We start from the raw sequence: 21,968 nt of genomic DNA, 5'->3' as shown, positions 1-21,968 counted from the left end.
CGCGACGCCTACTGTCGGACTCGATCCGCCCCACGAGAGGACGAACCCCATGAGCGACACACACGACCACGACTCCGCCGACGACCACGCCACCGGGGGCAGCGCCCTGCAGGGGCGGGTCGAGGAGGCGGCCCTCGCCTCCCACGACGAGGCAGCCGCTGCCGGCACGGCCGGCCACCCCGCCGACGGCGCCACCGACACCCAGGGCCGTCCTGCCAGGGGCAGGGACGTCACGCCCGACGGCGACGTCACCGAGCGTCTCGGCGGTCCGATGTCGGGCGAGGACGGCTACGTCGCCGTCGACCCCGCGGGCGTCTCGGGCGACCGCACGGCCGGCCTCACGGCCGACGACGAGGACGGCCGCGGCGAGAGCGGCGCCGAGCCCGGGGCACAGGTCACCGGCAGCGGCGGGCGCTGAGGGCGCGATGCTGACTCGGGTGTGCCGTCGGCGGGATGGTGCAAGCTGGTGGGGATGACTTCCTCGCGCGCGCACCTCGACGACTTCGCCTCCTTCATCCAGGCGTCCCCCTCCTCCTTCCACGCCGCGGCCGAGGCCGCACGTCGGCTGGACGCGGCCGGGTTCACGGCCCTCGACGAGACGGCCGGGTGGCCCACCGGTCCCGGGCGACGCTACGTCGTCCGCGACGGTGCCGTGATCGCGTGGGTCGAGCCGGGCGGGGCCTCGTCGACCACGCCGTTCCGGGTCGTGGGGGCGCACACCGACTCCCCCGGCTTCAAGCTCAAGCCGAAGCCCACGACGGGCACGCGCGGCTGGGTGCAGGCGGGCGTCGAGGTCTACGGCGGTCCGCTCTTCAACTCCTGGCTCGACCGCGACCTGGAGTTCGCCGGTCGGCTCGTGACACGCTCTGGCGAGACGCACCTGGTGCGGACGGGTCCTCTGCTCCGCATCCCCCAGCTCGCCGTGCACCTCGACCGGGGCGTCAACTCCGAGGGGCTCAAGCTCGACCCCCAGCGCCACCTCGCTCCCGTGGTGGGAGCCGGCCCGCTCGACCAGGCCGACGTGCTGGGTCACCTCGCGGGCCTCGCCGGTCTCTCGGGCTCCGACGTGGTCGGCTACGACGTGGTCGTCGCCGACACCGCCGCCCCCGCCGTGCTCGGTCTCTCGGGCGAGCTGTTCGCGGCCGGCCGGATGGACAACCTGTCGTCCACCCACGCCGGTCTCGCGGCCCTCCTCGCGGTCGCCGACGCCGATGCCGACACCGACCTCGACCACGTGGCCGTGTTCGCCGCGTTCGACCACGAGGAAGTCGGGTCGGCCACCCCCTCCGGCGCCGCCGGGCCGTTCCTCGAGGACGTCCTCGCGCGGGTCTCGGCCGGGCTCGGCGCCGACGCGACCGACCACCGACGCGCACTCGCCGCCTCCTGGTGCCTCAGCGCCGACGCCGGCCACGCCGTGCACCCGAACTACCCCGAGCGCCACGACCCCGCGAACCAGCCCGTCGTCAACGGCGGGCCGCTGCTGAAGATCAACGCGAACCAGCGCTACGCCACCGACGGCCTCGGCGCCGCCGAGTGGGTGCGGGCGTGCGAGCAGGCCGGCGTGCCGTTCCAGGAGTTCGTCTCGAGCAACAGCGTGCCCTGCGGGTCGACCATCGGGCCGATCACCGCGACGCGCCTCGGCATCCGCACGATCGACGTCGGCGTGCCCCTGCTCGGCATGCACTCGGCACGCGAGCTCTGCGGCGTGGACGACCCGGCCTCGCTCTCGGCTGCCGCGGCCGCGTTCCTGGCCCCCGCCTCCTAGGGGCTCGTCCTCGCGGGGCGGGCGGGTCCGTCGTCAGCGGGCCGTCGGGTGCGCCCGTGCAGGACGAACCCGCCCGCCTTGCCGACGCAGCCATGCGGCCGCCAGCCGCCCTGCACGTCAGCCGAGCGCGACCTCGCCTCGCTGGCCCAGGGCCCAGGCGGTCATCGCCGGCCAGGGCCCGTAGCCCGAGTCGGGGGTGAGGTGTCCGCCGCCGCGGACGACGACCTGGCGGGCGTCCAGGCGGCCGCGCCACGTGTCGCCGAGGCCGAGCGGGAGCCACGGGTCGTCGTCGCCGGCCACGACCACGGCGTCGCCGACGGCACCCGTCCCCAGGAGGCGGCCGTCGAACAGCAGCGGCTCCGGCGAGTCCGCCGCCTCCGCACCCGCGGGCTCCGGCGAGTCCGCCGCCTCCGCACCCGCGGGCTCCGCGCTCGCGGTCTCCGCACCGACGGCGTCGCCACCGGCAGCCCGGCCCCCGTCGACGAACGCGTGCACGGCGTCCTGCCCGGCGATCAGCTCGGGCGAGGGAGGCGACACGAGCGCCACCCGGTCGGCCGCGAGCGGGCGGGCCCCGGCCTGGATCCGCAGCCAGAGCAGGGTCGACAGGCTGTGGCAGACGACCGTCACCGGGCCGGGACCGAGGGCGGCGTGCTCCGACCTGACCACCGCCTCCCACGCTGCCGGGTCGGGCTCGTCGGGCGAGGGCAGCTGCGGGTAGCGCACGGCGAGCCCCCGCCCGCGGAGCTCCTCGGCGAGCTGGTGCTGCCAGTGGTCGACGGGGCGCCTGTTCTGCCAGCCGTGCAGCAGCAGGAACCCGGGCGCGCTCGTCGTCATCCGCCGATCCTGCCCGAGGGGCGCCGTCGGACGTGCCAGGCTCGACCCATGTCGTCACAGAGCGTCCCGCCCGGCTTCGTCGACGCGTGGGCATTCGAGGGCGAGCCGACGCTGTCCGGCCCGGTACCGGAGGGCTTCCACGTGACGGCAGTCTCGCGCCTGGTCGGCCACGGCCAGGACGACGCACGGATCGCCGGGGACGCCGTCCTCGGCTGGCAGGTGCACAGGGGCTCGGGCTTCGTGCCGCTGCAGGTGCCCGACCGGGTCCAGGTCGGCGCGATCAGCACGTGGGCGATCCCGTTCGGGCCGCTGCGCCCCCGCGTGGCCTGTCGCGTCGTCCGGGTGCTCGAGGACGAGCCGGCAGACGAGCCGGTCGGCGAGCCCGAGGACGAGTCGCTCCCCCGCGCGACGGGCTTCCTGCACGCCGCCTTGGTCGGACACCCGCAGCGCGGCTGGGAGAGCTACGTCGTCACGCACCACCCCGACGACCGCGTCACCCTCGACATCCGCGTCGTCTGGCGACCGGGAGCCTGGTGGATGCGCCTGGCCGGCCCGGCCTCCGGGCTCGCGCTGCGCCTCCTGCTGCACCGCAACCTGCGCGCTCTCGATCCGGTCCTCGGCCGCTGAGCCCGAGCCTCGGCGAGGGTGCGAGACTGGTCGCCCACCCTCCCGCACCGCCTGCCCCGGCAGCGCTGCGGCCCGGACACCGACGAGGAGGCGCATGGCCGTCACACGCACACGCGGGCACACGAGCAAGCGAGGTCGCGACGAGTCCAGCACCCGTGTGCGCGTCAGCCGCGTCGAGCGCGGCGACCTGTGGGTGCGGGTCAGCACCATCGGCACGACCGGCGAGCGCCCGTTCGTGCTCGTGCCGGGCATCGGGGTCTCGTCCGACTACTTCGAGCGGCTCGCCCCTAACCTGAACTCGTTCGGCCCCGTGCACGCTCTCGACCTGCCGGGCTTCGCGGGCGTGAAGCACCCTCGCAAGGCCCTCTCGATCCGCCAGTTCGCCGACCTCGTCGGGGCCGCCATCGACGACCTCGGCCTGAAGGACCCGATCGTCGTCGGGCACTCCATGGGCACCCAGATCGTCACGGACCTCGCGGCCCGCCGTCCCGAGCTGTCGACGCTCGTGCTGATCGGCCCCGTCGTGAACCCCGCCGAGCGGCGTGTCACCGTGGCGGCGCGCAGGTTCTTGCAGGCCGCGTGGCACGAGCCAGGCAGGGTCAAGGTGCTCGCACTCCGGGCGTACGTCGTCTGCGGCGTGCACTGGTTCTCGCAGGTCCTGCCGAAGATGATGACCTACCCGATCGAGCAGCAGCTGCCGAAGGTGCGGGCGCACACGCTCGTCATCCGCGGCGAGCACGACGCCGTGGCGCCGCGCAGCTGGGTCGAGCAGATCGGGCGGCTCGTGCCGTCGTCGAGGCTCTGGGAGATGCCGGGCGCGGCCCACTCCGTCATGCACGCCCACGCCGAGGAGGTCGCCCGGCTCTGCGTCGAGCACGCCGAGCAGCCGCCGCGCCCGGGAGAGGGCGGCGAGCTGCAGCACTACGCGGACGCCGGCGACGGCACCGAGCGGGGCGAGTTCGACTTCACCCCCGAGGAGGCGGCCAAGGCGATGCTGGCGACCGTGCGCGAGGGGATCGCCATCGCACGCGGCGACGACGCCGCCATCGGCGAGGCCAAGTCGGAGCACGCGGAGGCGATGCTCGCGGCCCACGACCGCGCCGAGCGACAGCACGACGACGACGAGGGCAAGGCGTCGGGCACCTCCTAGGCCTCGCCCGACACCGTCAGGACGATCAGCGCGACGTTGAGCGCGATGACGACGGCGATCGCGGCCCACGCGGCGACACGGGTGCCGGTCGCGTTGCGGCCCGTGCCCATCAGGCGCGCGTCGCTCGTCACGACGACGAGCGGGACGAGCGCGAAGGCGATCCCGAAGCTCAGCACGACCTGGCTCAGCACCAGCAGCCAGGTCGGGCTGATGCCCGTCGCGAGCAGCACCAGGGCAGGCACGAGCGTCACGACTCGGCGTACGAACAAGGGCACCTCCACCTCGAGCAGCCCGTGCATGATCTCGGCGCCGGCCATCGAGCCGATCGAGGTCGAGGCGAGACCGGACGCGAGCAGCCCCACGGCGAAGAGCACGCCGACGACGGGCCCGAGGGCATCGCGGATGGCGTCGTGGGCGCCGGGGATGGTGTCGGTGCCGGTCCGGCCCGGCAGCGTCGAGGCAGCCAGCACGAGCATCGAGATGTTCACGCCGCCGGCGACGACGAGCGCGAGCACGACGTCCCACCGGGTGGCCCGCAGCACGCGCCGACGGTCGTCGCCCTCGGTGACGGTGCCGTGGTGGTCGCGGACGAGGGCCGAGTGCAGGTAGACGGCGTGCGGCATCACGGTCGCGCCCAGCATGGAGGCGGCGAGCAGCACCGACTGCGCGCCCTCGAAGCGGGGCACCAGGCCCTCGAGCATGCCTGGGCCCGACGGGGGCGAGAAGAAGAGGCCGGCGCAGAAGCCGACGGTGAGGATCGCCAGCATGCCGATTATCACCGACTGGAAGACGTGCCCGCCGCGGTACTGCGTGAGCATCAGCAGCCCGAGCGAGACCGCACCCGTGATCAGGCCGCCGACGACGAGCGGGACGCCGAAGAGCAGCTGCAGGGCGAGTGCGCCGCCGATGATCTCGGCGACGTCGGTGGCTGCCGCGACGACCTCGGCCTGGCCCCAGTAGGCCAGCCGGGCCGGGCGAGGGAGCCTGCGGCCCATCACCTCGGGCAGCGACTGCCCGGTGACGACGCCGAGCTTGGCCGACAGGTACTGGACGAGCACCGCGATCGCGTTCGCGGCGACTAGCACCCACAGCAGCAGGTACTGGAACTGCGCGCCGGCGGTGAGGTTCGCGGCGACGTTGCCCGGGTCGACGTACGCGATCGCCGCGATGAACGCGGGGCCGAGCAGGGTGCCTCGCGGCCTCGGGTGCGGGTGTCGTGCCGGGCGCCCGCCTGGCGCCTCCTGCACGGCGGAGCCTCGGGGTCGTGTCGTCGCCATGCCTCGACCCTACACAGGTTTCGGCGTGCCGAACTTTCACTTGCTGCACCGCGAAACCCCTGCCGTCGACAAGTTCGCACGACGGAGGAGGCGCGGGCCGGCGGACGTGGGAAGCCCCGTCCCGCAGCTGCGGGACGGGGCTTCCTGCGGGGACGCCGACGGACGTCGACGGCGTGCGCGGGCAGGCCTTACTGCGTGGCGACCGTGATCTTGGCGACGCCGACGAGCATCTGGTCCTGGACCGCGTCCGTGTCGAACGTGGCGTTCAGCAGGGCGGCGGCGTCGGGGCTGACGTGCACGGTCGTGCCCTCGAGGACGGCGTTCGTCCCCTCGGTCTTGAGGGGCTCGAGCGTTCCGCCCCAGAGGGTGAAGAGGTAGGCGTCCTGGGCCGCGACCGTCCCGTTCGCGGTGACCGTGCCGTAGAGCTTGCTCTCGCCCGGGTCGATGCGGAAGTCGCTCAGCTCGACGACCGTGCCGTCGGCGGCGGTCAGCGACAGGCCCGAGTCGTCGTGGTCGATGTTGCCCTGGACGTACGGGCGGACGTCGCCCTCGGGGTCGTAGTACGTGACGTTGCCGCCCGTGATCGGGAACGAGAACGTGCCGTCGGTGAACGTCGCGGTGCCGACGACCCCGGGGGTGAGGCCGAGGGTGCCGAGCGCGTCCACGAACGAGGCGTCGACGGCGACCTGGGTGTCCACGCCGCCGGTGAGCGCCGGGATCGTCGCGAGGGGCTCCTCCGTCGACTCCTCGGCGGGCTCGGTCGCGTTGACGGGGTGCGTCGGCGCGGTGTTGTTGCTCTCCGAGTCGGAGGTGGACGAGCAGGCCGCGAGGCCGAGCACGAGGGTGCCGGCGGCGACGACCGCGAGGGTGCTGCGGACGAGGGAGGAGCGGTCGAGGAGGTGCATGAGGGTCCTTTGCGTGTGGCTGTGTCTGTGGTTCGGTGTCGCGGATCCGGGGCGACCGGACGGTCCTGACGGCCGGACGACCGGCCGTCAGGACCTGGTGGATCAGACCTGGTGCTCGGGCACGAAGCGGTCGACCCTGCGGTGCCAGCGCTGGCCGAGGAGACCGCCGAGGACGGCCCCGCCGAAGCTCAGCACCACCAGGAGCCCGAGGAAGACGAACGACTCGACCGAGGTCGACGACATGTCGTCCATGGAGGGGATCATCGGGTTCGGCGCGGACTGGTCGCTGGCCTGCACGCCGACGACGGCGCCGATCACGCCGACGACGATCGTGATGACGAGGCCCCACAACCAGGTGGCCAGGCCCTGCTTGAAGCCGGAGAAGCGGGCGACGCGCGAGGCGGTGAAGCCACCGACGAAGTACCCGGCGAAGACGATCACCAGCACGACGATCCCGGTCGTGATCGAGAGGACCTCGGCATTGTCGCCCAGGAAGCCGCGGAAGCCGTCAGGGCTCGAGCCGGACGAGGCGGCGACGACGGCGGACGCGATCGCGGCGAAGACCACGAACACGGACACGCCGAAGCCCGTCGCGGCGAACCAGCCGAGGAGGCCGGCGCCGAAGCGCATGCCCGAGAACTCCTGCTTCTGCTCCGTGAGCAGCTCGCGGCGCAGGGCCACGGGGTCGGCGGTCTCGGCCACGAGCGGGTAGGCCTGCGACCCGGTGGCCGGACCGGCGCCCGGACGACCGGCCACGCGGCCGTCGTCGGTGCGCCAGGAGGTGGTGGGGGCGTCGTCGCCGCGGCCGGGCGACGCGACGGGGGCGACCACGGTCGGCGAGTCGTCGCGACGGTCGGCGTCGGTCGACGACCCGTCGGCGGCACGCGCGGCGTCGTCGCCCGGGGCTCGGTGCGCCTCGGCCGCACGGAGGGCGTCGTCGTCGTGCAGGGGCCGACCGGAGTCGTCCTGCGGCGCGGCGGACCAGGCGCGGGACGCCGGGGGCGTCGGCGCGACCACGGGCGGGACGACCCGGGCCTCGTCGTCACGGCGGTCGGCGTCAGCGTCAGCGTCGTCACGGCGGTCAGCGTCGTCACGGCGGTCAGCGTCGTCACGGCGGTCGGCGTCGTCACGGCGGTCGGCGTCGTCACGGCGGTCGTCGTCGGCGTCGTAGCGGGGAGCGGGCTCGACACGGTCGTGGAGCACCTCCGTGTCGGCGTGGTCAGAGGAGCCGCGCTCGTCGGCACCCGACGGGCGGTCGTCGGCCGTCGAGGAGTCAGGCGTCGTCGGCGCGGCCGGGGCCGCCCAGGCGCCGTCGGCGGCACGGCCGTCGTCGACACCTGAATCGTCGACACGGTCCTCGGGGGCGACCGCGGGCTCGGCAGGGCCCGCCGCGGGTGCGCCGAAGTCGACGGCGGGCCGGTCGGCGCCGGCGGGCGAGCCGAAGTCGACGGACGGGCCGTCGGCGGCGTCGCGGTCGGCGGCATCGCGGTCGACGGCGGTCTGCGACTCGTCGTCGAGGGGGTCGCGGGCGGGCTCGCGCGGGGCGCGGTCGCGGGCGTCGCCCTCGTCGGCGCGGTCTCTCGGGGTGTTCGCGTCGGTCATGGCAGCTCCTCGTGATCGTGGCCTCACGACGCCCAGGGGGCACGTCGACGGTGCTCCGTGACCCCGGGTGTCGCCTGTGGTCTTCCTGAACGGTACGCCCGACGACCGCCGCCGGGCGGGAGCCCTCGCCCGGCACGCGGAGACGCACAGCTGCGCGCCGCCGACCGCGCGCTCCGAGCGGGCCGGTAGCGTGGTGGGGCACGCCGCCCGCGACGAGCGGGACACGGCGACACGCGACGACGAGACAGACGAGGACGTCCCATGACCGACACGACCACCACCGCCGGCGCCCCCGACGCCGCCCCGTCCGCGGCGGGCACCGCGAGCAGCACCACGACCGGCCGCTCCAAGCCGCCGGCGGACATCGCCCGCTCCTGGCTCCTCGTGCCCGGCACGGCCCCCGAGCGCTTCGACCAGGCCGCGCGCTCGCGCGCCGACCAGATCGTGCTCGACATCGAGGACGCGGTCGACCCAGCCCGCAAGCCCGCGGCCCGCGACGACGTCGTCGCCTGGCTCACCGCCGGCGGCCGGGCCTGGGTCCGCATCAACGACCGCTCGACCGACTTCTGGTCCGACGACGTCGACGCCCTCCTCGGCCTGCCGGGCCTGCAGGGCGTGATGCTCGCCAAGACAGAGGCGCCAGAGCACGTGACCGAGACGTTCGACCGACTGGGAGGCGCGGTGCGCGTCCTGGCACTCGTCGAGTCCGCGCTCGGCATCGAGGAGAGCCCCTCGATCGCGAAGGCGCGCGGCGCCTTCCGCCTCGCGTTCGGCAGCGGCGACTACCGCCGCGACACCGGCACGAGCGCCGACGACCTCGCGATGGCCTACCCGCGCTCCCGCCTGGTCGTGGCGAGCCGCATCGGCGGCCTGCCCGGCCCGATCGACGGCCCGACCGTCGGCAGCAGCCACCCCGTGCTCCGCGAGCAGGCGGGCGTCGCCGTCGCGCTCGGCCTGACGGGCAAGCTCTGCCTCGACGTCGAGCAGCTGCCCGTCATCAACGAGGTCATCAGCCCGACGCCGTCCGACGTCGCCTGGGCCCAGGACTTCCTCGCCGACTTCGAGGGCCGCGGCCGCGTGATCCGCGACGGCAGCGACCTGCCGCGCCTCGGCCGCGCGCAGAAGATCGAGAAGCTCGCCAACGCGTTCGGCGTCGCCCCGGCCAGCTAGCCGACCTACAGCAGGGCCGAGGAGGCGCACCCCACCAGGGTGCGCCTCCTTTTTTGGCTCGCCTCTTGACAGACGATAGTCAGCGACATATCTTTGACACATCGCGACAACCACCGCGACACAGACATGAGATCGAGAGGACGTTCCCCATGGGCAACGCACACCACCACCAGAACCCCGACCACCCTGACCACTCCGACCGCCGCGACCAGCACGACCGCTTCGCCGGCGGGGGCCGCTTCGGCCGCCCCTTCGCCCGCGGCGGCCGGCCCGGCGGCCCCGGCTTCGGCCCCGGGGGCCCCGGCCCCTTCGGCGGCTTCCCCGGGTTCCCCGGCTTCGGCCCCGGCGGCCACCGCGGCGGTCGTGGCCGTGCCCGCAAGGGCGACGTCCGCCTCGCCGTGCTGTCACTGCTCGCCGACGCTCCCTCGAACGGCTACGGCCTGATCAAGGCGATCGCCGAGCGCACCGACGGCGTCTGGAAGCCGAGCCCCGGCTCGGTCTACCCCACGCTGCAGCAGCTCGTCGACGAAGAGCTCATCGTCGCCGGCGACGAGGCCGCCAAGGGCGAGTACTCGCTGACCGAGGCGGGCCGCACCTACGTGGCCGAGCACGCCGACGCCGTCGAGGCTGCCTGGGCCGCCACGACCGGCGACGAGGCCTCCGACGAGTTCCGCGAGAGCCTCGGCAAGCTCTTCGGGGTCGTGCAGCAGTTCCGCTCCGGCGTGACCGACGCGCAGCGCGCGGCCGCCACCGCCAAGCTCGACGAGACGCGGCGCGCGCTCTACGCGATCCTCGCCGACTGACGTCGGACGCCGGACGTCGCAGGGACACCGCCCGGGAGGCGCGGTGCAGGCACGCCTGCACCGCGCCTCCTTCGTGTGCCCGCCCTGCGCGTACCCCGACGTCACGGGCAGCTCTCGGCTGATCGCCGGTCGTTCTCCGACCGGGTCGCTAGCATCCCCCCGACGACAGGGGGCCGCATGACGACGTTCGGCATCGAGGAGGAGTTCATCCTGGTCGACCCGGTGGCCCTGACGCCCGCCGACGTCGCGGCCTCGGTGCACGCCGAGCTGCTCGGCTCGGCGCACGAGTCGAAGTTCGTCAGCCACGAGTTCCTGGCGTCGCAGATAGAGCGATCGAGCCCGGTGTTCACGCAGCTGGACCAGGCCGAGGCCGACCTCGTGACCTTCCGCACCCGCCTGGCCGCCCAGGCGCGACGCCGGGGCGTCGTGGCCGCGGCCGTCGGCACGCCGTTCATGTGCAGCGGCTGGCCCGCGGTGACCGACACCGAGCGGTACCACCGCGTCGAGGAGGAGTTCCGCGGCCTGGTGACCGACCACCTCATCAACGGGACGCACGTCCACGTCGGCGTGCCGTCGCGCGACGTCGGCGTGGCCGTGCTGAACCGGGTGCGCGCCTGGCTGCCGACGCTGCTCGCCCTGACCGGCAACTCGCCGTACTGGCACGGCGCCGACACCGGCTTCGCGAGCTGGCGCGCGATGCACATGCGACGCTGGTCGACCGGCGGCTGCCCGCCTCCCTTCGTGGACGCAGCGGACTACGACCGGCGGATCCGTCGGCTGGTGGGCGTCGCCGGCACCTACGACACGCGGACCATCTGGTGGAACGCCCGCCTCGCAGAGGACCACCCGACCGTCGAGGTCCGCGTCGCCGACGCCCAGCTCGACACGGGCGGCGCCCTCCTCGTCGCGACCCTCGTGCGCGCCCTCGTCGACACGGCCCGCGCGGAGGCCGAGGCGGACGTCGCCCCGCTCCGGGTCGAGCCCGAGCTGCTCGACGCCGGCCTCTGGCACGCCGCCCGCGACGGGCTCGGGGGCGAGCTGCTCGACCCGGTGGCCGGTGAGCTGCGCGGGTCCCGCGAGGTGCTGCACCGCCTCCTCGTGCACGTCGGCGACGCTCTCGACGCGTCGGGCGACCACGAGCGGACGCGCGCCCTGCTCGACCGCGTCACGACCGACGGGACCGGCGCCGAGCGCCAGCGCGCTGCGGTGCGGCGCGGCGGCCCCGCCGAGCTGCGGCGGCTCTGCGAGACCGCGCTCGTCGCCCGCTGCTGAGCTGCTGCGGTGCGGGGGCACGGGCGGGTGTCGGAGGTGCGGTGCACGATGGGCGCAGACCACCCACCGACCAGCAGGAGGCGCGGATGACGATCGCAGACGACCAGCCGGAGGCGGCTGCTGCCCTCGGGTACGACCCCGGGTTCCTCGCCGTGCAGGTGCCGCTGCCCGGCACCGGCCCCCGTGCCGTGCGCGAGCTGCCCTACGCGCACTTCACCGTGCTGCTCGACCCGCGGCGGCGCCTCGCCGCGGCGACCGCGGTCAACATCGACGGCGCCGCGCTGGTCGACCTCGAGCGGGGCGACGACTGGCACCTCGACGAGAGGGTCCCCGAGGGCGAGCAGTGCGGGCCAGAGGTCTACGCCCGCAACGACCTCGACCGCGGGCACCTCGTGCGGCGTCGCGACCCCGTGTGGGGCACACCGGCGATCGCCTCCCGCGCGAACCTCGACACGTTCACCTACACGAACGCCGCACCGCAGGTGGGCGACTTCAACCAGTCGTCCGAGCTCTGGCTCGGCCTCGAGGACCTCGTGCTCGAGTACGCGGCCGTGCACCAGCAGCGGCTCACCGTGCTGACCGGCCCTGTCCTGCACCCCGACGACCCGTCCTACCGGGGCGTCCAGCTGCCGCTGCGCTTCTGGAAGATCGCGGCGTGGGCGACGAGCGACGGGGCCGCGCTGCGGACGGCCGGCTACCTGCTCGACCAGTCGTCACAGCTCGACGACGCCGAGCTCGGACGCGCGACTCTGCGCGCCCGTGACCAGGGCGAGCTGCCCCCGCTCGGGCCGTACCGTACCTTCCAGGTGCCCGTGCGCGACATCGCCGCGCTGACCGGGCTCGAGCTCGCACAGCTGGCCGAGGCCGATTCCCTGCAGGTCGTGCCGACGGTCCGGCCGCCGTCGGGCCTGCCCGAGGGGTGGGTGCCGCTCGACTCGGCCGATCAGCTCACGTTCTGAGGAGCTCCCGCGCCGAGCGAACGCGTCCGCGGCCGCTCGGCGGGGCCGGAGGTGCGCGTGGCAAGATCCTTCCTCGTGCCCGACGCTCCCCTCTCCCCTGCACCCTGGCCCGACAGGGGCGACCAGGCCAGCGTCCTCACCGTGCGGCGTGAGCACGACGTCGCACCGGACCGCGCGACCCCGTGGCGCGACGTCGTGGCCGAGTTCGTGGTCCTGAGCTCCGCGCGCACGTCGGCCGACCTCGTGCGTCCTCTGCTCGACGCCCCCGAGCTGCACTGGACCCCCGGCCTGCGACGAGGCGTGCTCGCCCTGCTCCCCCGCAGCACCGCGATGGTGCGCGTCGTCCTCTCGTGGGAGTGGTCCGTCGAGGCCGCGGACTTCTCCGTGCACTCCCTCGAGCCCGATCCCTTCTCGTCCGACGAGCTGGTCGTGCTCGAGCACTGGCTGCGGGACGCTGCGAGACGACTCGCGGCGGAGGACGACGCCGTCGGGGCCGCCGTGACCCGGGTCGTCGACGACGTGGTGTCGGGGCTCGACCGGAGTGCGCCTCCTCGACGGGCAGGAGCGGACGAGACGCTCGTCTCGGCCGTCCTCGGCACGCGGGTGGCCGGGCCCGACCCGACGTCCGCGCACCGGCGGGTCGACGTCCGGCTGCCCGACCCGGGCGATCCCGGGCACGAGGTGCTCGTCGACGCCGAGACGGGTCGCCTGCTGGGGCACCGCACCACCCTCGCCGAGCACGGCGAGCCCTGGGCGTTCCGCTACGTGGTCGTCGACGACACGGCCGCTGACACGGACGGCGGCAGGTCAGGCGTCACCACGGACGACCTCGTGCACTGGCACGACCAGCACATCCAGCGTCAGATGCTCGCCGACGACGCACGACAGGCACTCGTGCACCTCGTCGCCGGGCTCGACGCCCCCGCGTCGGTCGGCTATCGCGACTGAGACGGCGGGCGCGCTGCCCGACGCCGAACGGGGCCCCGCTAGGGCCGTTCGTCGACGACCGCGACGAAGCGGCTGCCGACACCGGCGACCTCGCTGCGCGCCGTTCCCTGCTCGGGCTCGGGCAGCTCGTCGACGCCGTGGTCGTCGCAGCTGAGGTGCGTCCAGTCCGGCCACCACTTCTTGGGCCGGGCGGCCTCGTGGTAGCCGCACACGACGCACGCGAGGTCGACCCAGACCGGCTTGCCCGTGCGGTTCGCCCGGGACTGCAGCAGCCACGCGGGCGGCGACTTCTCGAGCTCGAGCAGCTCGTCGAGGGTGAGCTTCGCGGGGATGCCGTGCCGCACCGCCATCTCGAGCGGGATGTCGAGCTGCAGGGCAGCGTCTCGTCGCGTGATCATCGCGCCCAGCCTAGACGCCGATCAGCACCTTCTCGAAGCAGATCGAGTTCGGCAGCGCCTCGACGTACGGCTCGTAGGTCGGGATCGGTCGGTAGCCGACCCGCTCGTACAGGCGGACCGCCTCCGGCTGACGGTCGCCCGTCTGCAGGATCAGCCGCGGTGCCCCGCCTTCCCTGGCGACGGTCTCGAGCTCGGCCATCAGCAGCCGACCGAGGCCGCGACCGCGCTCCGTCGCGTCGACGATGACGCGCTTGACCTCCCACTCGCCGTCGAGGTCGCGCAGCGCCGCGTGCGCGACGGCACGGCCGGCGTCGTCCGTGACGAGCACGGTGGCGTGGACCCGCTCCGGGTCGACGCGGAGCGCGGCATCCCGGGCGGCGGTGACCGCCGGGTCCTCGACGACCCCGGGATCGGAGTAGCGCTCGTTCATCTCGGCGTCCATCCGCGCCCGCAGCTCGAGCGCCCGCGGGTCGTCCCACGCGACGTGCTGCACGTGCAGCGCCCCGGGGGCAGGAGGAGCGGCGGGGGCAGGAGGGGCGGCGTTCGTCACCGAGACATCCTGCCATCCCTGCCCGGACGCTCCCTGCACGCTGTGCACGTCGTGGCCTGACGCTCTCGCGCCCTGAGGCTCTCGCGCCCTGACGCCCTCGCGCCCTGGCAGGGGCCGCCGAGCTAGCGGAGGCTGACGCCCCGGGCCGACATGAAGGGCACCGGGTCGGTCGAGGCGCCGTTGACGCGCGTCTCGAAGTGCAGGTGGCAGCCGGTCGAGTTGCCCGTCGAGCCGACGAGGGCGATGAGCTGCCCGGCGACGACCGACTGGCCGTTGCGCACCTTGATGCCGCCGTTGACGATGTGGCCGTAGGCCGTGCTGAGGCCGCCGCCGTGGTTGATGCGCACGTAGTTGCCGTAGCCGCCGTAGGCACCGGCGTAGTTGACCGTGCCCGATGCCGCCGCGTAGATCGGCGTGGAGCAGCCGGGTGCCAGGTCGACTCCGTCGTGCAGCTTCCACTGCTTCGACACCGGGTTCACCCGGTAGCCGTAGCCGCTCGAGATGCCGCCGCCGCTGGGACGGACCCAGCCGGAGCCCGAGCCGGAGCCCCCGCCGGACGAGGCAGGAGGTGCCGCGGGTGCAGGAGCAGGGGCGCCGGCGCTCGGTGCCGGACGCGCGGCGGCGGCTGCGGCGGCCGCGGCACGCTGCTGACGCAGCTCCTCCGCCTGGCGGGCGGCCTCGGCGGCGCGGGCGGCCTGCTCGGCGGCGACGCGCTGGCGCTCGGCCTCCACGCCGGCCTCGTACTGCTGCTGGGTCTGTGCGGTCGTGTCCTGCAGCACGGCGAGCTGGGCCTGCAGGCGCGACTCGTTCTCCTGCTGCGCGGTCACCGCGGCGGTCGCGGCGTCGGCCGCGGCCTGAGCCTCGTCCATCGAGACCTGGGCCGTGTCGCGGAGGCCGACCAGCGCCTCCTTCGCGACTGCCGCCTGGTCGCCGAGCGACTGTGCGACGTTGCGGTCGGAGACGGCTTGCTGCCGGATGCCGTCGGCCTGCTCGGTGAGCTTGCTCATGGCGCCGAGACGGTAGAGCAGGTCGCCGGCGGCCTCGCCGTCGCCGACCAGCTGGGTCGAGACGTCGCCGCCGCCCGTGCGGGCGAGCTGTGCCGACACCTGGCCGGCGCGCTTCTCGCTCTCGTCGGCGATCGCGTTCTTCTCGTCGACCTGGGCCTGCAGCTCGGCGAGCTTCGCGGCGCCCTGGTCGGCCGCGTCCTGCGCGGCCTGGAAGGCGGCGCCCAGACGCTCGGCCTCGGCCTGTGCGTTCACGGCGTCGGACTGCAGCTGGTCGAGCAGGCCCTGCAGCTCGGAGATCTGCGCCTGCTTCGACGACTCGTTCGCCTGGGCGGCCACGACGTCGTCCCAGGACGGGTAGGAGACGGCTCGAGCCGGTGACCCGCCGACCACGACCCCGGCCACGACGAAGACGAGCGCGAGGAGCATCGTCGAGACGACGGCGAACGCGCTGCGCGAGCGCAGGACCGGCAGGAGCGGTGCAGGCAGAGGCGAACTCACGTGATCGTGTCCTGACTCGAGGGGGGCGACCCTGCGTCGGCTGCCTGTCGGCGACTCGTCACGGGGGTCGGATGCGTGACCACCCTACGGCGGAAGAGGGCGAGGGTAAACCCGAGGTAGAAGGTTCGCCTGTCACCCCGTGACCCCCAGAGCTGGGGTCACACTGCATGACAGGAGTCACACGAGTCACACGAGCCCCTGATCTTGTCCCCCGACGGGAGCTGCGGGACGGCCGCGCGTCAGACGGGCTCGCCGGTCGGGTCGCTCGCGGACGGATCGTCGAGGAGGGCGCCGCCGACGGGCTCGTCGGCCCACTCGACGAGCAGCCAGCCCCTGTCAGGGCTGCCCTCGAGGACGACCACGCCGGTGTTCGCGAGCTGGTGGTCGCGCACGAACGCGGCGTCGACGTTCGAGGCCCGTCGCCCGGCCCAGCCGCGGATGGCGGCACCGTGGCTGACGAGGGCGAGGACGTCGTGGCCGCTCGCCGAGGCCTCGTCGACGGCGGCGCCGACGGCACCGTCGAAGCGGGCGAAGAACGCGTGGCCGTCCTCTGCGCCGGGGACCCGCGCGTCGAGGTCGCCGTCGACCCAGCGCAGCACGGTGCCGAGGTAGGTCGCGACGGCCTCCCGGTCGGAACGCAGCTCGAGCTCGCCCGCCTCGACCTCGCGCAGGCCGTCACGGACGGTCGGCACGAGGCCGAGGGAGGCGGCGAGCGGGGCGGCGGTCAGCTGCGTCCTGATCATGGTGCTGGTCGAGAGCGTGCCGATGCCGGCCGCGGCGAGCGCCTCAGGCAGGGCGGCGGCCTGCTCGAGGCCGAGGTCGGTGAGGCCAGGGCCGGGCACCGTCGTGCCGAGCTCGCCCCTGACGTTGTCGGGGGTCTGACCGTGTCGGATGAGGTAGAGGCGCATGGCTCACCACCCTACGGTCGGCCGCCGACAGCGCCCCGGGCCCGGCCTCCGCCGCCGCACCCCTCGAACCCGCGCGCACCCTTCCGCGCGCAGCGGGGTCCGCGCGGGTTCCGCGGGTCTCGGCGGACGCGTGCCGGGTCAGCCGGCGAGCACGCCGTCGGCACGGGGGCGGGTGGCACGCACCAGCGCGGCCGAGCGCTCGTCGGGTCCGGTCGCCCAGGCGAGCGCCGCCTCCTCGGCCATGCCGTGCCGCACGTGCCTCGCGACGAGGCGTCGCAGCCGCTCGGCCTGGGGCACCTCCACCCACCAGGCGAGGTCGAGCTCGGCGCGGGCGCTCCGCCACGGCTCGTCGTCGACGAGCAGGTAGTTGCCCTCCACGACGACCACCTCGACGTCGGGGGCGACCTCGATCGAGCCGGCGACCGCCTCCTCGAGGCCCCGGACGTAGTCGGGCGCCCACACCGTCTCGTCCGGCTCGGCCCGGCGGACGCGGCGGAGGAGGGCGAGCCAGCCCGCGGCGTCGAACGTGTCGACGGCGCCCTTGCGGTCGAGCCTGCCCAGGCGGGCCAGGGTCGAGCCGGCGAGGTGGAAGCCGTCCATCGGCACGACGACGGCGGACGTGCCGGCCGCGACGAGCGCCTCCCTCAGCGCTGTGGCCGTCGTGCTCTTGCCGCTGCCCGGCTCGCCCGCCAGGCCGACCACGACGCGTCGGCCCGCGAGACGGAGGACGGCGACCTGCGCGACCGCGTCGTCGAGGCTCAGCGGCACGGCCGGGGCCTCAGGCGCCGGGCGTGGGCGTCGCGCGCCGCGACGAGATCGCCTTGCGCAGCACCGTGATGAGGATCGGCAGCACCGAGATCAACACGATCACGATCGCCCAGACGTCGATGTGGTCGGCGATGATCGGCACGCCGCCGAGCAGCGAGCCGAGCACCGTGAGGCCCACTGCCCACAGGAACGCGCCGATGACGTTGAACGCGAGGAAGGCCGGGTAGCGGTAGCCGGCCGTGCCCGCGGCGAGCGGCACGTAGGTGCGGACGATGGGCACGAAGCGGCCGAGGATAAGCGAGAGGCCGCCGTACTTCGCGAAGAAGGCCTCGGCCTTGGCGAGGTGGGCCGTCTTCAGCACGCGGGCGTCGGGCTTGAACCAGCGCCGGCCGAAGCGGTTGCCGAGGAAGTACCCCACCTGGTCGCCGAGGAAAGCGGCGGCGAAGGCGCAGAGCGCGATCAGCCACACCGGCAGCTCGAGCGCCTCGTGCAGCAGCCCGGCGGTGAAGAGCAGCGAGTCGCCGGGGAGGAAGGGGAACAGCACGCCCGACTCGATGAACACCATCAGCGAGATGCCCGCGAGCGCCCAGGGCCCGAGCGCCGGCAGCAGCGCCTCGGGATCGAAGAGCAGGAAGCCGCCGGAGGCGAGGGGCAGGGAGGCGAGGAGGGTGGCTGTCGTCACCGGGCGAGTGTAACGACAGCCTCGTCGGAGGTGCCTCCTCCCCCGGTGGTCGCAGGCCGCCGCCCGCGGGTGTCGTCCGGTCGGCGGATGTCGGCGGGGACGCCTCTCTCCTAGTCTCGACGCAGGTCGGCAGCCCCCGCACGCGACGGTGCGTGCCCGGGGCGACGACACCCGCACGACGACGAGAGGCACCACCCATGATCGAAGCTCGATCACTCACGAAGAGATACGGCTCGAAGGTGGCGCTCGACGACGTCAGCTTCACCGTGCGGCCCGGCGTCGTCACGGGGTTCCTCGGCCCGAACGGTGCCGGCAAGTCGACCACGATGCGCATGGTGGTCGGGCTCGACCGCCCCACCTCGGGCTCCGTGACGGTCAACGGCCGTCCCTACGCCGACCACCGCGCGCCGCTCCGCGAGGTCGGCGTGCTGCTCGACGCGAAGGCCGTGCACAGCGGCCGCAGCGCCCACGACCACCTCCTCGCCATGGCCGCCACCCACGGCATCGGCAAGGCCCGCGTTCGCGAGGTCATCGCCCTGACCGGGCTCGAGTCCGTGGCCAAGAAGCGCGTCGGCGGCTTCTCGCTCGGCATGGGCCAGCGCCTCGGCATCGCGGCCGCCCTGCTCGGCGACCCGGCGACCCTGATCTTCGACGAGCCCGTCAACGGCCTCGACCCCGAGGGCGTCGTCTGGGTCCGCACCCTGGCACGTCACCTCGCGAGCGAGGGCCGCACGGTCTTCCTCTCGTCGCACCTGATGAGCGAGATGGCCCAGACGGCCGACCACCTCATCGTCCTCGGCCGGGGCCGCGTCCTGGCCGACGCGCCCGTCAGCAGCGTGATCGCCCAGGCCTCCGGCGACGGCGTCCGCGTCCGCAGCCCGCACCTCGCCCAGCTGTCCGACCTGCTCCGCAGCCGCACCGAGGTCGTCGTCACGACGACGGAGGACGGCGCGCTCGACCTCCGGGGCGTCACCGCCGCCCAGGTCGGCGAGGCCGCCGCGGCGCAGGGCATCGTCCTGCACGAGCTCACCCCGTTGGTCCGCTCGCTGGAGGAGGCCTACATGACCCTGACCCAGGACTCGGTCGAATATCACGCAGGAGGCGCCCCTGCAGCCGCCGACTCCGCAGCCGCCACGACGTCGGGAGCGACGCGATGACCACGACCACCACGCCCCGCCCGACGACCCACGCCCACACGGCGGGCTCGGGGGTCTCGTTCGCCCACGTGCTCCGCTCGGAGTGGATCAAGCTCCGCAGCCTCCGCTCGACCGCCTGGTGCTTCGCCGTCATCGTCGTGCTGCTGATCGGCTTCGCCCTGCTGTTCGGCGCCTTCGCGTCCGGCTTCGAGGGTGCGCCGGCGACCGACGAGCAGCAGCAGTCGCTCGCCGTCAGCGTCGCCACGATCGGCGTGCCGTTCGCGCAGCTCGTCGCCGCCGTGCTCGGCGCCCTGGTCATCACGGGCGAGTACGGCACCGGCATGGTCCGCTCGACCTTCGCGGCCGTGCCGCGCCGCACGCCGGCGCTCGTCGCCAAGGTGCTCCTCATCGGCGTCTCGACCTTCGTCGTGTCGGCCCTCGCGCTGGCCGTCGCGCTGCTCGTGTCCACGCCGCTGCTCTCGAGCTCGGGCGTCGACACCGACCTCGCCGACGGCCGCATCTGGCTGTCGATGCTCGGCGGCGCCGCGACCATCGGGTTCATCGCCATGATCGCGTTCGGCCTCGGCGCGATCATCCGCAACGGGGCGGGCGCCATCGCCTCCGCGATCGGCATCGTCTTCGTGCTGCCGATCATCTTCTCGATCGGCCAGGCGCTGATCGCGAAGTCGTGGATCTACTCGCTCTACGAGTTCATCCCGCCGCAGGCCGCCAGCCGCGTCTACGACTACCCCGTCGGCGGCCAGTCGCTCACCGCGATGCCGAGCTTCGACGGCTCGCTCGTGCTCGAGCCGTGGCAGGCGCTGCTCGTGCTGGTCGGCTGGGTCGTGGTGCTGTTCGCGATCGCGCTCGCCCTTGTGAAGCGACGCGACGTCTGAGTCCGCAGCCGCGCCTCCTCGACGGCAGGGGCCGACGCGACCACCTGGTCGCGTCGGCCCTTGCCGTTCACCTCGGATCGGGAATGAACGACGCCTCCCGGGCGCTGCACCGGTGTCTCGACGGCGAGACACCGCCACCGCCACCCGCCAGCCCCTCCAGGGAGATCACATGACGAGCGACACCGCCGCGTCCACCGCCGCCGACACCGGCTCCGTCCGCGCCGCCGACGGCGACGACGACACCGCCCTCGCGGCCCGCAACAAGCTCGTCATCGGCCTGCTGCTCGTCAGCGCCTTCGTCGTCATCCTCAACGAGACGATCATGGGCGTGGCCCTGCCGAGCCTGACCCGCGACCTCGACATCACCGTGACCGCCGGCCAGTGGCTGACGACCGGCTTCATGCTGACCATGGCGGTCGTCATCCCGATCACCGGGTTCCTGCTGCAGCGCTTCAACACGCGCCCCGTCTTCATCACGGCGATGAGCCTGTTCAGCCTCGGCACCGCCATCTCGGCGATCGCGCCCGGCTTCGGCGTGCTGCTGCTCGGCCGCGTGGTGCAGGCGTCCGGCACGGCGATCATGATGCCGCTGCTGATGACCACCGTGCTCACGCTCGTGCCCGCGGCGACCCGCGGACGCACGATGGGCAACATCTCGATCGTCATCTCGGTCGCTCCCGCCATCGGGCCCACCATCTCGGGCATCATCCTCAGCGTCTTCGAGTGGCGCTTCATGTTCATCCTCGTGCTGCCGATCGCACTGGGCGCCCTGGCCCTCGGCGCCGCGCGCGTCAAGAACGTGACCACCCCCCGCAAGGTGCCGCTCGACGTGTTCTCGGTGATCCTGTCCGCGTTCGCGTTCGGCGGCATCGTGTTCGGGCTCAGCTCGATCGGCGAGGGCGCCGAGGCGGCCGTGCCGGCCTGGCTGCCCATCGGTGTCGGCGTCGTCGCCCTGCTCGCCTTCGTGCTGCGTCAGCGCGCCCTGCAGCGTGACGACAAGGCGCTGCTCGATCTCCGCACCTTCCTCTCGCGCACCTTCACCACCTCGGTGCTCGTGCTCGGCGTGGGCATGATCGCCCTCTTCGGCACCCTGATCGTGCTGCCGATCTACCTGCAGAACGTCCACGGCCTCGACCCGCTCGCCACCGGCCTGCTCCTGCTGCCCGGCGGCCTGCTGCAGGGCGTGCTCTCTCCGTTCGTCGGCCGGATCTTCGACAAGCACGGCCCCACCGTGCTGCTCGTCCCCGGCACGATCCTGGTCAGCGCCGTGCTCTGGTTCCTGTCCACCGTGTCCGAGGCCACGCCCATCCCGATGGTCCTCGGCGCGCACGTCGCCCTCAGCGTCGGCCTGGCCCTGATGTTCACCCCGCTGTTCACGTCGGGCCTCGGCTCGCTGCCCGGCCGCCTGTACTCGCACGGCTCGGCGATCGTCGGCACGGTGCAGCAGGTCGCGGGGGCGGCCGGCACCGCCGTGTTCGTGACCGTCATGACGCTGGCCACCGTGTCCGCGGCGAACGGCGGGGCAGGCGACATCGCGGCTGCGAGCGCCGGCGTCCGCTCCGCCTTCTTGGTGGGCGCGATCATCTCGCTGTTCGCCGTGGTCGGGGCGTTCTTCGTCCGCCGGCCCCCGGTGACCGAGGGCGCCGAGCCGATCGTCGCGCACTAGCTGCACCGGGCGAGCCGGCTCGGCCGCCCACCCGCGCGAGCCTCACAGCCGGCCGTCACCGCACCTCCCCCACGACCGCCCTCCCCGACCACCGGGGAGGGCGGTCGTGCGTCCGGCACCGGGAGTACCGTCGCCGTTGTTCGTGCA

At 73.9% G+C, this 21,968-nt stretch carries 22 protein-coding genes; 12 read left to right on the top strand and 10 right to left on the bottom strand.

What is annotated here, in order from left to right; all coding sequences use genetic code 11:
* Positions 1 to 49: 49 nt before the first annotated feature.
* Entirely contained in the window at positions 50 to 418 is a 369-nt protein-coding gene (locus JOE35_RS05215; RefSeq protein ID WP_209560199.1) for a hypothetical protein, read from the top strand.
* 54 nt (positions 419 to 472) lie between these two features.
* Positions 473 to 1,765: a M18 family aminopeptidase gene (locus tag JOE35_RS05210; protein WP_209560198.1), complete on the top strand. Its 1,293-nt coding sequence runs from the start codon at positions 473 to 475 to the stop codon at positions 1,763 to 1,765.
* A gap of 117 nt (positions 1,766 to 1,882) precedes the next feature.
* Here JOE35_RS05210 and JOE35_RS05205 read toward each other — a convergent pair whose 3' ends face one another.
* The gene (locus JOE35_RS05205) at positions 1,883 to 2,599 is read right to left on the bottom strand and encodes an alpha/beta hydrolase (RefSeq protein ID WP_209560197.1); all 717 of its coding nucleotides are present in this window, start codon (positions 2,597 to 2,599) and stop codon (positions 1,883 to 1,885) included.
* 48 nt (positions 2,600 to 2,647) lie between these two features.
* Between JOE35_RS05205 and JOE35_RS05200 the strand changes: the two genes are divergently transcribed.
* Both JOE35_RS05200 and JOE35_RS05195 read left to right on the top strand, forming a co-directional pair.
* Positions 2,648 to 3,226 (top strand): DUF1990 family protein, encoded by a 579-nt coding sequence (locus tag JOE35_RS05200; RefSeq protein WP_209560196.1) that lies wholly within the window; start codon positions 2,648 to 2,650, stop codon positions 3,224 to 3,226.
* A gap of 94 nt (positions 3,227 to 3,320) precedes the next feature.
* The gene (locus JOE35_RS05195; protein WP_209560195.1) at positions 3,321 to 4,376 is read left to right on the top strand and encodes an alpha/beta fold hydrolase; all 1,056 of its coding nucleotides are present in this window, start codon (positions 3,321 to 3,323) and stop codon (positions 4,374 to 4,376) included.
* Here the strand turns inward: JOE35_RS05195 and JOE35_RS05190 are convergent.
* The 3 genes from JOE35_RS05190 to JOE35_RS05180 form a co-directional block, all read right to left on the bottom strand.
* Positions 4,373 to 5,653 (bottom strand): Nramp family divalent metal transporter, encoded by a 1,281-nt coding sequence (locus JOE35_RS05190; protein WP_209560194.1) that lies wholly within the window; start codon positions 5,651 to 5,653, stop codon positions 4,373 to 4,375. The genes JOE35_RS05195 and JOE35_RS05190 overlap by 4 nt on opposite strands.
* A 188-nt stretch (positions 5,654 to 5,841) precedes the next feature.
* Positions 5,842 to 6,558, bottom strand: a complete 717-nt coding sequence (locus JOE35_RS05185) for a hypothetical protein (RefSeq protein WP_209560193.1) — start codon at positions 6,556 to 6,558, stop codon at positions 5,842 to 5,844.
* Between the two features lie 102 nt (positions 6,559 to 6,660).
* Complete coding sequence (locus tag JOE35_RS05180; RefSeq protein ID WP_209560192.1) at positions 6,661 to 8,160, bottom strand: YrzE family protein; 1,500 nt, start codon at positions 8,158 to 8,160, stop codon at positions 6,661 to 6,663.
* A 261-nt stretch (positions 8,161 to 8,421) separates the two neighbouring features.
* On the opposite strand from JOE35_RS05180, the gene JOE35_RS05175 reads away from it, so the two are divergent.
* From JOE35_RS05175 to JOE35_RS05155, 5 genes are all read left to right on the top strand, one after another.
* A complete protein-coding gene (locus JOE35_RS05175) occupies positions 8,422 to 9,330 on the top strand; it encodes a CoA ester lyase (RefSeq protein ID WP_209560191.1) in 909 nt (302 codons plus the stop codon).
* 149 nt (positions 9,331 to 9,479) lie between these two features.
* Positions 9,480 to 10,133, top strand: coding sequence for a PadR family transcriptional regulator (locus JOE35_RS05170; protein WP_209560190.1), 654 nt, complete (start codon positions 9,480 to 9,482; stop codon positions 10,131 to 10,133).
* Between the two features lie 177 nt (positions 10,134 to 10,310).
* Positions 10,311 to 11,405, top strand: coding sequence for a glutamate--cysteine ligase (locus JOE35_RS05165; RefSeq protein ID WP_209560189.1), 1,095 nt, complete (start codon positions 10,311 to 10,313; stop codon positions 11,403 to 11,405).
* 86 nt (positions 11,406 to 11,491) lie between these two features.
* The gene (locus JOE35_RS05160) at positions 11,492 to 12,364 is read left to right on the top strand and encodes a DNA/RNA non-specific endonuclease (RefSeq protein WP_209560188.1); all 873 of its coding nucleotides are present in this window, start codon (positions 11,492 to 11,494) and stop codon (positions 12,362 to 12,364) included.
* 57 nt (positions 12,365 to 12,421) lie between these two features.
* A complete protein-coding gene (locus JOE35_RS05155; RefSeq protein ID WP_209560187.1) occupies positions 12,422 to 13,312 on the top strand; it encodes a hypothetical protein in 891 nt (296 codons plus the stop codon).
* Positions 13,313 to 13,350: 38 nt separating this feature from the next.
* Here JOE35_RS05155 and JOE35_RS05150 read toward each other — a convergent pair whose 3' ends face one another.
* The 6 genes from JOE35_RS05150 to JOE35_RS05125 form a co-directional block, all read right to left on the bottom strand.
* Positions 13,351 to 13,710 (bottom strand): hypothetical protein, encoded by a 360-nt coding sequence (locus JOE35_RS05150; protein WP_209560186.1) that lies wholly within the window; start codon positions 13,708 to 13,710, stop codon positions 13,351 to 13,353.
* A gap of 10 nt (positions 13,711 to 13,720) precedes the next feature.
* Positions 13,721 to 14,260 carry a GNAT family N-acetyltransferase gene (locus JOE35_RS05145; protein ID WP_307802946.1) on the bottom strand — a complete coding sequence of 180 codons (540 nt, stop codon included), beginning with the start codon at positions 14,258 to 14,260 and terminating at the stop codon, positions 13,721 to 13,723.
* A 122-nt stretch (positions 14,261 to 14,382) separates the two neighbouring features.
* Complete coding sequence (locus tag JOE35_RS16035) at positions 14,383 to 15,765, bottom strand: M23 family metallopeptidase (RefSeq protein WP_209560185.1); 1,383 nt, start codon at positions 15,763 to 15,765, stop codon at positions 14,383 to 14,385.
* 239 nt (positions 15,766 to 16,004) lie between these two features.
* A complete protein-coding gene (locus tag JOE35_RS05135) occupies positions 16,005 to 16,673 on the bottom strand; it encodes a histidine phosphatase family protein (protein WP_209560184.1) in 669 nt (222 codons plus the stop codon).
* Positions 16,674 to 16,811: 138 nt separating this feature from the next.
* A complete protein-coding gene (locus JOE35_RS05130) occupies positions 16,812 to 17,441 on the bottom strand; it encodes a nucleoside/nucleotide kinase family protein (protein ID WP_209560183.1) in 630 nt (209 codons plus the stop codon).
* Positions 17,442 to 17,451: 10 nt separating this feature from the next.
* Entirely contained in the window at positions 17,452 to 18,123 is a 672-nt protein-coding gene (locus JOE35_RS05125) for a VTT domain-containing protein (protein ID WP_307802945.1), read from the bottom strand.
* Positions 18,124 to 18,320: 197 nt separating this feature from the next.
* Between JOE35_RS05125 and JOE35_RS05120 the strand changes: the two genes are divergently transcribed.
* The 3 genes from JOE35_RS05120 to JOE35_RS05110 all read left to right on the top strand — a co-directional run bounded on the left by JOE35_RS05120 (position 18,321) and on the right by JOE35_RS05110 (position 21,821).
* Positions 18,321 to 19,280, top strand: coding sequence for an ABC transporter ATP-binding protein (locus tag JOE35_RS05120; protein ID WP_209560182.1), 960 nt, complete (start codon positions 18,321 to 18,323; stop codon positions 19,278 to 19,280).
* Positions 19,277 to 20,155, top strand: coding sequence for an ABC transporter permease subunit (locus JOE35_RS05115; protein WP_209560181.1), 879 nt, complete (start codon positions 19,277 to 19,279; stop codon positions 20,153 to 20,155). Before JOE35_RS05120 ends, JOE35_RS05115 begins: the two co-directional genes overlap by 4 nt.
* A gap of 169 nt (positions 20,156 to 20,324) precedes the next feature.
* A complete protein-coding gene (locus tag JOE35_RS05110; RefSeq protein WP_209560180.1) occupies positions 20,325 to 21,821 on the top strand; it encodes a DHA2 family efflux MFS transporter permease subunit in 1,497 nt (498 codons plus the stop codon).
* The last annotated feature ends 147 nt before the right edge of the window (positions 21,822 to 21,968 follow it).

The organism is Frigoribacterium sp. PvP032 (assembly GCF_017833035.1).
Classification (GTDB): Bacteria; Actinomycetota; Actinomycetes; order Actinomycetales; family Microbacteriaceae; genus Frigoribacterium.
This window is presented reverse-complemented; position numbering and strand designations above follow the sequence as displayed.